The organism is Parvibaculum sp. (assembly GCF_049672805.1).
GTDB lineage: Bacteria > Pseudomonadota > Alphaproteobacteria > Parvibaculales > Parvibaculaceae > Parvibaculum.
The window spans coordinates 1-12,855 of record NZ_JBATWS010000271.1 but is presented as its reverse complement, the minus strand read 5'-3'; the positions used below and the strand labels follow the sequence as shown (position 1 = coordinate 12,855).

Genomic DNA, 12,855 nt, shown 5'->3' with positions numbered 1-12,855 from the left:
CACATGAAGCGTTGCGCCGAAGGGCGCGATCATCTCGATGCCTGCACGTCCTTCGAGTTCATGTGCCAGCCGGTTGATGCGGCGCTGGGAGGCGCTGCTCACCGCCCAGGTGATGAGGCCGGAGCCGCGCACCACTTCTGCTGCCGTGCCGCGCGCGAGAAGCTTGCCGTAAGCGAGGTAGCAAATCTTGTGGCAGCGTTCCGCTTCATCCATGTAATGCGTGCTTACAAGAACGGTCATGCCGCCCTCGGCGAGCATGTGAATTTCGTCCCAGAACTCGCGCCGGGCCTTCGGGTCCACGCCTGCGGTCGGTTCATCGAGCAGCAGCAGCTTCGGCCCATGCATGATGGCGGCGGCAAGCGAGAGGCGCTGCTTCCAGCCGCCGGACAATGTGCCGGCAAGCTGATGGGCGCGGTTTTCGAGATTGAGTTTCGCCAGCGTGTCACTCACCGCCTTGCGCGGATTGGCGAGGCCATAGATGGAGGCAACGAAGGCGAGATTTTCGCGGATCGACAGATCTTCATAGAGGCTGAAGCGCTGCGTCATATAGCCGGTCTTCAGCTTGATGAGGTCGCTTTCCGTCCGGATGTCATGGCCGAGGCAGGTGCCTTCTCCAGCATCGGGCGTCAGCAGTCCGCAAAGCAGGCGGATGGTCGTCGTCTTGCCGCTGCCATTGGGTCCGAGAAATCCATAGATTTCTCCTTCCGCCACCTGCATGTCGATGCTGTCAACAACCCTTGTGCCGCCAAAGCTTTTCGTGAGTCCGTAGACATTAATGACGAGCGGCGCATCTTCAGCCGGGCGGTCTGCGGGGGAGGGGGAGACTCCGTGCGTCCGGCTCATGGCGGTCATTCCGCTCCGGGCGGTATCAAGGACACGGTGGCAGGCTGGCCGGGATGGAAGGCTTCCGGCTCGGCATCGGGCGTTGCTTCCACCATGAAGACGAGCTTCTCCTTCGAGCGGTCGCTATAAATGACGGGCGGTGTGAATTCGGCTTCCGGGGAGATGAAACGGATCGTGCCGGTGGCGTCCGGCGGGCAATTGCTGCAGGAGAGCCGCACCTTTGCGCCATGGCGAAGGTTGGCGAGTTCTGCTTCCGGTACGAAAAAACGCACCTTGATATTGCCAGGCGGCAGCAGGGTGATGACGGGCTGGCCCGCGACCACGGTTTCGCCTTCGCGGAAGAGCACGTCCTGAACGATGGCGCTTGTGGGCGCGTGGCTTTCGCGCCGGGCGAGGCGATATTTCGCCTGATCGAGCGCGGCGGCAGCGGCGAGCATGGCGGCTCCCGCGCGGTCGCTTCTTGCGCGCGCCGTGTCTGCTTCTGCCTGCGGAACATTTCCCCTGCGGTGAAGTTCGAGCTTTCGCTTCAGTTCAAGTTCGGCTTCCTGCAGCGTCGCCTTTGCCGCCTCGAGATTTGCCTGTGCGGCGGCGCTTGCTGCTTCCTCTACCGTTGTCTCCAGCCGGAAGAGGGGCGTGCCCGCCCGCACCCTGTCGCCACGTTCTACCGCGATCTTTTCGATGATGCCGCTTTCCATGGAAGCTACGCGCACATAATCGGCTTCCGCGTAGCCCTGCCAGCTATTGTCGGGGCGTTCGTCGCAAGCGGAAAGAAGAAGCGCGGTCACGCAGGCGAACATGAGGGAGGGGAGACGCATCATTTACGCTCCCCTGTCCGCTGCGAGACCGCGCCGAACGAATTCCGCATGGGCGGAAAAGAAGCCGTCCGGATCGAGTTGCGGAATCGCGCCGAATGTATTGCGGCCAATCGTGTTGAGGAGGATCGGGAAGATGATGTCCTGCACCGCTGCCTCGATATTGCAGGGCCGGAACTCGCCGCGCTCGATCCCGCGCCGGATGATCCGGCCGAGACTTTTGAAGGCGCGGAGCACCACGGCCTCGAGATAGAAATTTCTGATCTCCGGGAAATTGCCTGCTTCCGCAAGGATGATCTTGAGGAGGGCGGGAAGCTCCGTCGTCGTCGCCACTTCCTGCAGGCGCGCAAGGATGAAGTCGATGAGCTCGCCACTCGGCCCTTCATGGGTGTCGATCAGCTTCTCGATGGCGTCAAAGCGGGGCGTCGCGATCTCTCGCACGATGGCGGCGAAGAGATCGGCCTTGCTTTCGAAATAGAGATAGATCGTCGCCTTGCTGACGCCTGCGACTTCCGCCACATCTTCAAGCCGGGCCGCCGCGAAGCCGCGTTCGGAAAAGACCTGAAGGGCCGCGGCCCTGATTTCAGCCGGGCGGGCTTCCTTGCGTCTTTGTCTTTTCGGTACCGGCCGCGCCATCGGCGATCCTGCGTCCATTTAATGACTGACTGGACAGTTAGTAATATACACAGGCGAGGTCGTCAAAGGAAAATGCGATAGGAGGTAGGGGAGCGGGTCAGGCCGGTTCGGTATCGTCCGGCTCGCCGACCTCATCCGGGCGGGTCAGACGTCTACCATCAAGCAGGCGCTCGCGCCGGGCAGCCTCGATTTTGGAAATTTTCTTTTCCGCACCAGTGCGCCCGAAGCGAATGCGGTTTGCGGCGGCTTTTGCCTTGTCCTGCTTTTTCGCCTCGCGCCTCTTTTCGGCGCGCGTTTTTTCTCCGGCCGCCTTTTCGAGGCGCGCTCTTTTCCGGAAAGAGGAGAAATTGACTATATTTCCGCCGTCCGAATCCATAACTTGCCTGCGAGCTGGCGATGCGGCGCCGGGGCCGCTCTGATCGTTCGGAATTCTAGGACAAACCCTGTCCGGGAGGAACCGAAGACACGCGCCCGTCACGTCTGGTTTGCCGCTGGAGATGCTTTTGAATTCGATCCTGACCTATATCGCGGGTCTTCTCGTTGTATTGCTTTTTGCGGCGCTGGTCGGCCCGAGCCTGGTGGACTGGAACCAGTTTCGCGCCGAGATCGAGGCGCAGGCATCGGAAGCGGTCGGGCGTCCTGTCAGCATCGGTGGCGACATCAGGTTTCAGATGCTGCCCGCACCGCAGATGACGCTGAACAAGATCAAGATCGGTCATCTCGCAAATTCAGGTTCGCTGCCTTCCAATCACAATTTTGCAACTTTTGAAGCGATTGACGCGGAAGTGGCGCTTGCGCCGCTTCTCGGGGGCGACATCAAGATCACCAGCATTGTTGTGCTGCGGCCGCAGATCAATCTCGAGATCCTGCCCGATGGCACGCCCAACTGGGGTGCCCTCGATATGGCCGAGCGCATTCCGGCCAATGGCATGTTCTCTCTGGCCTCGATCAGTCTCGACAAGGCGAGCTTTGAAGGGGGCACCCTCAACTATTCCAACCGCGTCAATGGCCGGGCATGGAAGGCGGAGAATGTGAGCGGCGAGATCGTCGCCTCCTCGCTGCTCGGGCCGATGCGCATGGATGCCGAAGCCGTGCTTGGCGGCGTGCCCGTTGCCATGCGGATCGGGCTTGGTGCCTTTGACGGACAGAAGGCGTTTCAGGTCACGGCGGAAATTGAAGCGCAGAATTATCCCGCGCGCTTTCTCTTCTCCGGCGTTGCGACCGAGCCTGCCATTACGGCGCGGCTCGATGGCAACGGGCGGTTGCGCATTGGCGATGCGAGCAATGATGGGGCATCGCCGGAGGTGCTTCGTGTGGATGCGGGTCTGGTGCTCAATATGCGCGGGCTTGATCTGCGCAACCTCACCGTTGCGTCTGCTGGCTCCACGCTGACAGGCGATGCGCAAATACGCTGGGAGCGGCGACCTGTCTTCTCGCTCGATCTTTCCTCTGAAAGTTTCTCGCTTGATCCGCTGCTTGATCTTGTCGCGCGGGACAAGGAAAAGCGGGAAGCGCCGCTGGCCGACATGATCATGGCTACGCAGCCGCCTGCCTGGCTCGATGGCAATGTCGAGATCGAGGCGAAGACATTGCTCGTCCGCAATGTACCGCTGCGCGAGGTGATGCTTGATCTTTCGCTGGAGAAGGGCGCGCTTGAAATCAGGCGCGCCTCTGCGGAGCTTGGCGGTTCAACGCAGATCGAGCTTGGCGGAAAACTTTCTCCCGATGAAGAAGGCTCCCGCTTTGATGGCAGGGGAGAGATGAAGAGCGCGAATGTTGCGGCGCTTGCTTCATGGCTTGCACCTGTGAGCGGAGAGGCGGCGCGCGCCACGGCGGCCCGCTCGCCTTTCTCCATCAGATCGCGTCTGCGTTTCGAGCACGGGCTTTATGTGTTCGATGAGATCGCGGCTGCCAATGCGCGCGATCTTGCATCGCCTGCGCTGCGCGGCAAGCTCCGTGTCGATACATCGGGAAAGCGGCCTGCCATTGGTGCGGATTTCGATATTGCGCGCTTTGACTTCGAACCGCTGACCGCGCTTCTGCCAGAAGGGGGCGACGCGCTCGCATGGCTTGATGCGCACGACATTGCTCTGAGGCTTCATGCGGAAGACCTCACGCTTTTCCGGCAGAGGATGAAAGGTGTCGAGACAGAACTGTCGCTTCGCTCGGGCACGCTCGGCATTTCGCGCCTTGATGTCAAAAATATTTCCGGCGCTGCCTTGTCGCTTTCGGGCGAGCTGGCAGGCGTGACCACCGGCGCGCGCGATGATGTGAAGGGGCGCTTCAGCGGCACGATCAAGGCGGATCGTTTCGGTGGACTTCTTGAGATAGGCGGCTTCGATGTGCCGGATATTGAAGGTCCGGTTGATCTCATCATTACGGGTGCTTCCGGCGAAGCGGAAGACAGCCAGTTGCGCGTTGATACGCTCACACTGCGCGGCACGGTGCGCGGCAGCCGGGTCGATGGTGTAGCGAAGCGGCGTCATGGCGCACGGGGCGGCGTGGATCGGCTCGAATTTTCCGGCACGGCGGCGAATGAAGAAGGCCGTGTGCTTCTTGAGCAGCTTGGTCTTGCGCCACAGGCTGATCTTTCGGGCACGGGCACTGTCTCTGTGCAGCTTGATGGTGATACGGGCGGCATCTACGACACCAATTTCCGTGCGAATGTCGGCGGCACCACGCTGACGGCGCGCGGCAAGGTGGAAAAACCGTTTGAAGCTTTGCGCTTCACGGGACGTGTCGATATTGCGGCGTCTGGTGTGATGCATGTGCTTGGCGGTTTCGGCGCGCCGAAGCCGCTTGCAGACTGGGTCGGGGCGCAGGCTGCCGGTCCCGGATTTGTCTTGTCGTCCGATGTTATCTGGGACAAGGCAAGCCTCGCGCTTTCCGATTTTGAAGGCGTTGCGGGCAGTTTCCGTCTCTCGGGCAATGCGAACTGGGTGGCGGGCGAGGGCGAGACGCTGCCGCGCTTCACGGGCAGTATCGAGGCAAATGGTATCGATCTCACCCCGCTCATTGTTGAGAAGGACAGCGAAACGATCTGGCCCGCTGATGCCCTCGACTGGTCGGCATTGGCGAAGCTTGATGCGGAAGTTGATCTCAAGGTGGGCAGCGTGGTGCTGGGCAGGCTCGCGGCGGGCGATGTTACGACGCGGCTTTCCGTCTCTCATGGTGTGCTGACCGCTTCGCCCTTTGTCGGCTCCTATGGGCGGGGGCGTCTTTCCATTGGTGCGCGGATCGAGGGCGGTGAGGGGCAGCCTGGCATCGGCCTCACCATCCTGCTTGAGAATGCGGATTTGCGTTCGGCCATCACCCCTGTTGTCGGTGCCGCACCGGCGACTGGCAGGCTTGATCTCAATGCGCAGGTGCAGGCTGAGGGACGTAGCTGGCTCGGGCTTGTGTCGTCTCTTGCGGGCAACGCGACGGCGAAATTGTCGGGCGCCCAGATAGAGCCGCTTGATCTGCCCGGCTTCTCTGCCGGTCTTTCCCGGTTAAGCGAGATCGAGGCTTTCCCGGCGCTGGTGGAGGAAAAGCTTTTTCAAGGGGCGACGGCATTTGAGGATACGGAACTTTCCTTCGCCATTGCGGATGGATTGATCCGCAGTTCCGAAGCCTCGCTTGCGCTCACGGGCGGGAAGGGCGCGCTTGATCTTTTCTATGATCTGCCGCGCCTTGCTTCCGACACGGCGCTTGCCGTCGAACTGGCGGCGCCCGAAGGAGTCCCCGGCTTCACCATCAGCGCGGTCGGACGGGGTCAGAAGCTCGACATCGTCACGGACACGCTTGATCTGCAAAACTTCATGGCGCGCCGTCTGCTCCAGAAGAGCCTTGAGGAAGCGGGAGCCGGTGTGCCGAAGGAATTGCGCGAATTGTTGGAGGTTCCGGCAGGACAGGGCGGCGGTGCCATGCCGCTGCCACGCCCTGCGGCAGGCCACTGATCGCCCGTTATTTCTCCACGGGGCAGGCGGAACTCTGCTTCGCCTGAATGGCCTTCAACACATGTACGCGGATCGCGGAGGAGAGGCTTCCCTTTTCGCCGCGTGCAAGGTCGATCCGGCGAACAAGCTCATTGACCGAGGTTTTTTCGGAGCAGGCGAGTTCCTTCAGCGCCTCCCAGAAGGGGCGTTCAAGCGAGATTGACGTGCGGTGGCCTGCAATGGTCACCGAGCGTTTGACATCCGAGAAATCCTCGTCAGTCGTCTCGCCTGTCATGCCGCTCCTTCCGTGCCGGGATTACTCCGGTGCGATCATCTTTTCGGGACGGACAACCTCGTCGAACTCAGCATCCGTCACATAGCCGCCGCCGACAGCTTCTTCGCGCAGCGTGGTGCCGTTCTTGTGAGCGGTCTTGGCGATCTTCGCGGCGTTGTCATAGCCGATCTTCGGGGCAAGGGCTGTGACAAGCATCAGCGAACGCTCAAGGGCGGCCTTGATGTTGTCTTCGCGCGGCTCGATGCCGACGACGCAATTATCCGTGAAGCTCACCGCCGCATCGGCCATCAGCCGCACGGACTGAAGGAAATTGTAGGCCATGACCGGGTTGAACACGTTCAGCTCGAAATGGCCCTGGCTGCCCGCAAAGGTGAGGGCGGCGTGGTTGCCGAAAATCTGCACGCACACCTGTGTCAGCGCCTCGCACTGGGTCGGGTTCACCTTGCCAGGCATGATGGAGGAGCCGGGTTCGTTTTCCGGCAGCGCCAGTTCGCCAAGGCCGGAGCGCGGGCCCGAGCCAAGGAAGCGGATGTCATTTGCGATCTTGAAGAGCGATGCAGCAACCGTGTTGATTGCGCCGTGGCTGAAGACCATGGCGTCGTGAGCGGCGAGCGCTTCGAACTTGTTTGGCGCGGTCTTGAAAGGAAGCTGCGTAATGGCAGCAACCTTCTCCGCCACTTTTTCGGCAAAGCCGATCGGCGCATTGAGGCCGGTGCCGACAGCAGTGCCGCCCTGGGCAAGCTCCATCAGCTTCGGCAGCGTCTGCTCGATGCGTTCAATGCCGTTCTCGACCTGCTTCGTGTAGCCCGAAAACTCCTGACCGAGTGTCAGCGGCGTTGCATCCTGGGTGTGGGTGCGGCCGATCTTGATGATGTGGTTCCAGGCCTGCGCCTTGTCGTTCAGCGCGTTGCGCAGCTTCTGCAGGGCGGGGAGCAGACGGTGGTGAATTTCTTCCGCGCAGGCAATGTGCATAGCCGTCGGATAAGTATCGTTCGACGACTGGCTCATATTCACATGGTCGTTCGGGTGAACGGGCTTCTTCGAGCCCATCTCGCCGCCGAGCAGTTCGATGGCGCGGTTCGAGATCACCTCATTCGCGTTCATGTTGGACTGGGTGCCCGAACCCGTTTGCCAGACGACGAGCGGGAAATGCGCGTCGAGCTTGCCTTCGATCACTTCCTGTGCTGCCTGCACGATGGCGTTGCCGATCTTCGGGTCGAGGCGGCCAAGCTCCATATTCGCTTCCGCTGCGGCGCGCTTCACAATGCCGAGCGCGCGGACCACGGGAAGGGGCTGCTTTTCCCAGCCGATCTTGAAATTGCCAAGGCTGCGCTGTGCCTGCGCGCCCCAATATTTGTCGGCGGCGACCTCGATGGGGCCGAAAGTATCGGTTTCTGTGCGGGTCTTGGTCATGTCGGGCGCTCCAGCAGGCCGCCGGATACCGGCGGAAAAGATCAACCGGGCGCCGGTTTAGCATGCGGGCATTTGAACGCCAAGGCGCGGTATGCGCCAAAGCCTAAGAGGCAGGCGGGCTATTTCTTGCGGAAAGCGTCGAGGCTCACCACTTCGCCGACCGCTTCCGCAGCGGGTTGCTCCGGCTTTGAGGCTTCGGTGGCGGGTTCCGCCTCGCGGCTGCTGTTTCCCGTACCTTCCACCTGAAATTGCAGTCCGAACTGTACGCTCGGATCAAAGAAGCCCTGAATGGCGGAGAAGGGGACGCTCAGATGTTCGGGAATCTTGTTGAAGGTCAGTTCCACCGAGAAGCGTTCGTCGCTCACTTCCAGATTCCAGAACTGGTGCTGGAGCACGATGGTCATTTCTTCCGGGTATTGCTTGCGGAGTCTCTCTGACATCTCGACGCCCGGCGCATCGGTGCGGAAGGAAATGTAGAAATGATGTTCGCCCGGCAGGCCCTCATCGCGCGCGATTTTCAGCGCGCGGCGCACGACGCCCCGCAGCGCGTCCTGCGCCAGCACGTCATATCGCATCAGGTCTTCGGCCAAGATCAGCTCCAAATTCGTGAATCAGGCTCTAATAACGGTGATTCAACCAGCGTTTCCACCGGAAATCCAGATGAGCGCGCAGGTTTCACTCCGTTGTGACAGGAACGCCGCAACCTGGAAATCGTCTCATGGACCGGAAAGAAAAGTGGAGGCTTCTGTTGCCAGGTGCCTCCGAACCCCGCCTTACCCGGCTAAGGGCAAGGGCTTCAATCGAGGTTGTCGCGCCGCATTACGCAGCGAGACGTGCCTCAGCATAGTTGTCGTTGGCAACTATAAAACGGCCCGATGACGGCGGAACCATGCCGGGCAAAAAGACTGTCTTTACACCCTCGTCGATCCTGTTTCGCCCCCGAAAGCCCTGCCACGACAGGAGAAACTTTTGGTGGAGGCGCCGGGTACCGCCCCCGGGTCCGAATGGTTTATTCCACAATCCGTTTATCGCCATAGTCGGCGGCGAACCACCGACACGGCTAATATAGGGCGGGAGAGTGAATTTTGAACCTCCATTCCCGCTCTCGGGGAGAATATTTTAGCGGTTCACTCTGCGGGAAGGTTCGCGCGGAAAAGGCGGATGACATTGCCGCCCATCACCTTGGTGATTTCCTCTTCCGTGAAACCCGTTTTCCGCATTTCCTCGGTAAGTACCGCAAGCTCCGATGTGTCGAAGGCGACGCTGACCGCGCCGTCATAGTCGGAGCCGAGGCCCACATGATCGGCGCCCAGCAGGTCGATTGCGTAGCGGATTGTCTTCACCACATTTTCGGGGCTCGGGTCGCAGACAGCTCCCTCCCAATAGCCGATGCCGATGACGCCGCCCTTTGCGGCGATGCGCCTGGCGAGATCATCGGAAATGTTGCGCGGGCTGTCGCAGGCGCCGCGAAGGCCCGTATGGGAGAGAACGAGGGGCCGCGTTGCAAGAGCCAGAGTGTCCTCCACGACGGCGGGAGAGGAATGGGCAACATCGACGATGATGCCGAGGCGCTCCATCTCCTTTAGGGCTTCGCGACCAAAGGGAGTGAGGCCTTCGCCGGAAGTGCCGTGCAGTGAGCCGCCCAGCTCATTGTCGAAGAAGTGGTGGAGGCCCATCAGCCGGTAGCCGGCATCATAAAGGCGCTGGATATTCTCGATCTTTCCTTCGAGCGGGTGGGAGCCTTCCGCACCAAGCAGCCCGCCAACGACAGTTGCGCCTTCCGCCCGTGCGGCCAGCAATGCGTCAAGATCGGCGCGGCTGCGGATGACGCGAAGCTGATCGGGAGCCTGTTCCTCCAGGCGCTCAAGCTTCCATGCCTGATAGAGTGCCCGTTCGATGAGGCTGCCCCAAGTGCGGGCGGGCCAGCGCTGGATCATCAGCAGCCAGTGCAGAATGTCCGAAGCGGCCTCATTGCTCTCGTAATTCTGCCCGGCCGGTACTTTGGTCACGGCGGTGAAAACCTGAAGCGCCACATTACCCTCTGCGAGACGCGGCAGGTCCACATGGCCGCGCGATGAGCGTTTGCGCAGATCGCGTGCCCAGAGAAGCGGGTCAGCATGAAGGTCGGCAATGACAAGCCGGTCATGCAGGGTGCGGGTCTCCGCGCTCAGCGGATAGGGTTCGTGTTCCACCACGCGATTGATCTGACCGTCCAGAATGCCCGGTATCAGAGCGAGGACGAGAATCACCGCGAGAACGAGAAAACCGGCAATACCGAGAAAGAGGCGCTTCATAGGGTTTTATCCCTGATTTTTCTGTGTTGTGTGAGACAGCCTGACTGCCCGACCGGGAGAGGCCTGCTGTGCCCCTGTGGATAACTTATCGGTGGTGGCGGTGGAATGCACCTGCCGTCCCGGCTAGACTGGGTATGTCGATTCTCGGGAACTGAAAATGCAGCAATATCTCGACCTTATGCGTCTCACGCGCGATACGGGTGTGACCAAAACCGACCGCACAGGGACGGGCACGCGCAGTATTTTCGGCCATCAGATGCGCTTCGACCTTTCGAAGGGCTTTCCGCTCGTCACGACGAAGAAGCTCCATACCAAATCCATCATCCATGAGCTGCTGTGGTTTCTCGCCGGCGACACGAATATTCGCTACCTGAAGGCGAATGGCGTCAGCATCTGGGATGACTGGGCGGATGAAAACGGCGAGCTTGGCCCCGTTTACGGGCATCAGTGGCGCTCCTGGCCGACGCCGGATGGCGGCAAGATCGACCAGATCCGTAATCTCGTCGATCAGATCAAATCAAACCCGGATTCGCGCCGCCTCATCGTGTCGGCATGGAATGTGGCGGATGTGGACAAGATGGCGCTGCCGCCCTGCCATTGCCTGTTCCAGTTCTATGTCGCGGAAGGGAAGCTCTCCTGCCAGCTCTATCAGCGCTCGGCAGATATTTTCCTCGGCGTGCCTTTCAACATCGCCTCCTATGCGCTGCTCACCATGATGCTGGCGCAGGTGACGGGGCTGCAGCCGGGTGAGTTCATCCACACGTTCGGCGACGCGCATCTCTACCTCAACCATCTGGAGCAGGCTGACAAGCAGCTTGCACGCGAGCCGAAGAAGCTGCCGGTCATGCACATCAACCCGGATGTGAAGAGCCTTTTTGACTTCACCTTTGATGATTTCCGGCTCGAGGGATACGACGCCCATCCGCACATCGCAGCGCCTGTTGCGGTCTGATGCGCTGGCGCGATGGCATCGTCGTCACGCTGCTCATCATCGTGGTTCTGTTGCTTGCCGCTTTTTCCATGTGGATCATCCTTCTGCGGATGCGGCCCCTCGATACGGAAATGCTGCGCGCACCGGGATTTTCGCAGATGGATACGCATGACTTTGTAACGGTGTTCGCATGACGGTCCATGTTTCCTTCTTCATCGCCATCGCGGAGAACGGCGTCATCGGCAAGGACAATGCGATGCCGTGGCGGCTTTCGAGCGATCTCAGGCGGCTGAAGGCGATGACGATGGGCAAGCCTGTCATCATGGGGCGTAAAACATGGGAGAGCTTTCCGAAACGGCCCTTGCCGGGCAGGCCCAATCTGATCGTGACGCGCGATGCGGATTATGACGCGCCGGGCGGTGAGGTTTTCACGAGCGTCGATGAGGCGGTAGCGCGCGGCGAGGCGCTGGCGGGTGAGCTTGATGTTGACGAGGTGGTGATCCTCGGCGGTGCGCAGATTTATCAGGCGTTGCTGCCGCGCGCGACGCGTATCTACCTTACCGAAGTTCACGCGTCGCCCGATGGCGATACGCGGTTCACTTTCGACAGGTCTGACTGGCGCGAAGTGACGCGGGAGCGCCATGAGGCGGGAGAAAAGGACAGCGCGCCTTACTCCTATGTGCTTTACGAGAGGCGCGATTGAGTTGCACGGGACGGTGTCCCACAATAGTAAACCTGTTCTGTAACGGCTTCCCGATGGAGATGGCTTATGGATGTGCGTGCGGCGGTAGCCTTTGAGGCTGGCAAACCTCTCGAGATTGAAACCGTGCAGCTTGAAGGCCCGAAGGCCGGTGAAGTGCTGGTGGAAATCAAGGCAACGGGCATTTGCCACACGGATGCCTTCACGCTTTCAGGCGATGACCCGGAAGGCGCTTTCCCTGCGATCCTCGGCCATGAAGGCGCGGGCGTTGTGGTGGAAGTCGGCCCCGGTGTGACATCGCTCAGCGTGGGCGATCATGTGATCCCGCTCTACACGCCTGAATGCCGCCAGTGCAAAAGCTGCACGAGCCGCAAGACCAATCTCTGCACCTCCATCCGCGCGACGCAGGGCAAGGGGCTGATGCCCGATGGCACGAGCCGCTTCTCCTACAAGGGCAAGCCCGTGCTGCACTATATGGGCTGCTCCACCTTCGCCAATTACACGGTGCTGCCCGAGATTGCGCTTGCCAAGGTGCGCAAGGACGCGCCCTTCGACAAGATTTGCTACATCGGTTGCGGCGTGACGACGGGCATTGGTGCTGTCATTTTCACGGCAGGCGTCGAGGCGGGCGCAAATGTTGTGGTGTTCGGTCTTGGCGGCATTGGCCTCAACGTCATTCAGGGCGCGCGCATGGTGGGTGCCGACATGATTGTCGGCATTGACATCAATCCGGAGCGTGAGGCGCTCGGCCGTCAGTTCGGCATGACGCATTTCGTGAATCCGAAAGAGATCAAGGGTGATCTCGTCGGCCACATTATTGAGCTGACGGGCGGCGGCGCGGATTACAGCTTCGAATGTATCGGCAATGTGAACACGATGCGTCAGGCGCTGGAATGCTGCCATCGCGGCTGGGGTCAGAGCATCATTGTCGGTGTTGCTGGGGCCGGTCAGGAAATCTCGACAAGTCCGTTCCAGCTCGTCACAGGCCGCGTCTGGAAGGGTACGGCCTTTGGC

The 12,855-nt window shown here is 60.7% G+C and carries 13 protein-coding genes and 1 other RNA gene; 5 read left to right on the top strand and 9 right to left on the bottom strand.

From position 1 onward, the window contains the following. The 4 genes from WBF74_RS08785 to WBF74_RS08770 all read right to left on the bottom strand — a co-directional run. A partial coding sequence (locus WBF74_RS08785; RefSeq protein ID WP_424438275.1) for an ABC transporter ATP-binding protein occupies positions 1–843 on the bottom strand: 843 nt, incomplete at its 3' end. A gap of 5 nt (positions 844–848) precedes the next feature. Continuing rightward, entirely contained in the window at positions 849–1,661 is an 813-nt protein-coding gene (locus WBF74_RS08780) for an HlyD family secretion protein (protein ID WP_424438272.1), read from the bottom strand. Continuing rightward, positions 1,662–2,291 (bottom strand): TetR/AcrR family transcriptional regulator, encoded by a 630-nt coding sequence (locus tag WBF74_RS08775; RefSeq protein ID WP_424438269.1) that lies wholly within the window; start codon positions 2,289–2,291, stop codon positions 1,662–1,664. Positions 2,292–2,388: 97 nt separating this feature from the next. Further along, positions 2,389–2,769 carry a DUF4169 family protein gene (locus tag WBF74_RS08770; protein WP_424438266.1) on the bottom strand — a complete coding sequence of 127 codons (381 nt, stop codon included), beginning with the start codon at positions 2,767–2,769 and terminating at the stop codon, positions 2,389–2,391. A 25-nt stretch (positions 2,770–2,794) separates the two neighbouring features. Here WBF74_RS08770 and WBF74_RS08765 point away from each other — a divergent pair, with 25 nt between their 5' ends. Then, the gene (locus WBF74_RS08765; protein ID WP_424438263.1) at positions 2,795–6,229 is read left to right on the top strand and encodes an AsmA family protein; all 3,435 of its coding nucleotides are present in this window, start codon (positions 2,795–2,797) and stop codon (positions 6,227–6,229) included. 7 nt (positions 6,230–6,236) lie between these two features. On the opposite strand, the gene WBF74_RS08760 is transcribed toward WBF74_RS08765, so the two are convergent. From WBF74_RS08760 to WBF74_RS08740, 5 genes are all read right to left on the bottom strand, one after another. Further along, positions 6,237–6,503: a ribbon-helix-helix domain-containing protein gene (locus tag WBF74_RS08760; RefSeq protein ID WP_424438260.1), complete on the bottom strand. Its 267-nt coding sequence runs from the start codon at positions 6,501–6,503 to the stop codon at positions 6,237–6,239. Positions 6,504–6,524: 21 nt separating this feature from the next. Next, on the bottom strand, positions 6,525–7,916 hold the full coding sequence (fumC, locus tag WBF74_RS08755; RefSeq protein WP_424438257.1) for a class II fumarate hydratase: 1,392 nt from the start codon (positions 7,914–7,916) through the stop codon (positions 6,525–6,527). Between the two features lie 119 nt (positions 7,917–8,035). Further along, on the bottom strand, positions 8,036–8,506 hold the full coding sequence (locus WBF74_RS08750) for an SspB family protein (protein ID WP_424438254.1): 471 nt from the start codon (positions 8,504–8,506) through the stop codon (positions 8,036–8,038). Positions 8,507–8,650: 144 nt separating this feature from the next. Continuing rightward, positions 8,651–9,010: a transfer-messenger RNA gene (ssrA, locus tag WBF74_RS08745) on the bottom strand. 33 nt (positions 9,011–9,043) lie between these two features. Continuing rightward, positions 9,044–10,210 (bottom strand): dipeptidase, encoded by a 1,167-nt coding sequence (locus tag WBF74_RS08740; protein ID WP_424438251.1) that lies wholly within the window; start codon positions 10,208–10,210, stop codon positions 9,044–9,046. Between the two features lie 157 nt (positions 10,211–10,367). Here WBF74_RS08740 and WBF74_RS08735 point away from each other — a divergent pair, with 157 nt between their 5' ends. From WBF74_RS08735 to WBF74_RS08720, 4 genes are all read left to right on the top strand, one after another. After that, positions 10,368–11,162, top strand: a complete 795-nt coding sequence (locus tag WBF74_RS08735) for a thymidylate synthase (RefSeq protein WP_424438248.1) — start codon at positions 10,368–10,370, stop codon at positions 11,160–11,162. Beyond that, entirely contained in the window at positions 11,162–11,335 is a 174-nt protein-coding gene (locus tag WBF74_RS08730; protein ID WP_424438245.1) for a hypothetical protein, read from the top strand. Before WBF74_RS08735 ends, WBF74_RS08730 begins: the two co-directional genes overlap by 1 nt. Beyond that, complete coding sequence (locus WBF74_RS08725) at positions 11,332–11,844, top strand: dihydrofolate reductase (protein ID WP_424438242.1); 513 nt, start codon at positions 11,332–11,334, stop codon at positions 11,842–11,844. The genes WBF74_RS08730 and WBF74_RS08725 overlap by 4 nt, the downstream gene beginning before the upstream one ends. 66 nt (positions 11,845–11,910) lie before the next feature. Continuing rightward, positions 11,911–12,855, top strand: a 945-nt coding sequence (locus WBF74_RS08720) for a zinc-binding dehydrogenase (protein WP_424438239.1), incomplete at its 3' end; no start/stop codon positions are given.

Coding starts and splice junctions, on each gene's coding strand:
- WBF74_RS08740 (WP_424438251.1), bottom strand. CDS start 10,210: ATGAAGCGCCTCTTTCTCGGTATTGCCGGTTTTCTCGTTCTCGCGGTG.
- WBF74_RS08730 (WP_424438245.1), top strand. CDS start 11,162: ATGCGCTGGCGCGATGGCATCGTCGTCACGCTGCTCATCATCGTGGTT.
- WBF74_RS08725 (WP_424438242.1), top strand. CDS start 11,332: ATGACGGTCCATGTTTCCTTCTTCATCGCCATCGCGGAGAACGGCGTC.
- fumC (WP_424438257.1), bottom strand. CDS start 7,916: ATGACCAAGACCCGCACAGAAACCGATACTTTCGGCCCCATCGAGGTC.
- WBF74_RS08775 (WP_424438269.1), bottom strand. CDS start 2,291: ATGGCGCGGCCGGTACCGAAAAGACAAAGACGCAAGGAAGCCCGCCCG.
- WBF74_RS08780 (WP_424438272.1), bottom strand. CDS start 1,661: ATGATGCGTCTCCCCTCCCTCATGTTCGCCTGCGTGACCGCGCTTCTT.
- WBF74_RS08735 (WP_424438248.1), top strand. CDS start 10,368: ATGCAGCAATATCTCGACCTTATGCGTCTCACGCGCGATACGGGTGTG.
- WBF74_RS08760 (WP_424438260.1), bottom strand. CDS start 6,503: ATGACAGGCGAGACGACTGACGAGGATTTCTCGGATGTCAAACGCTCG.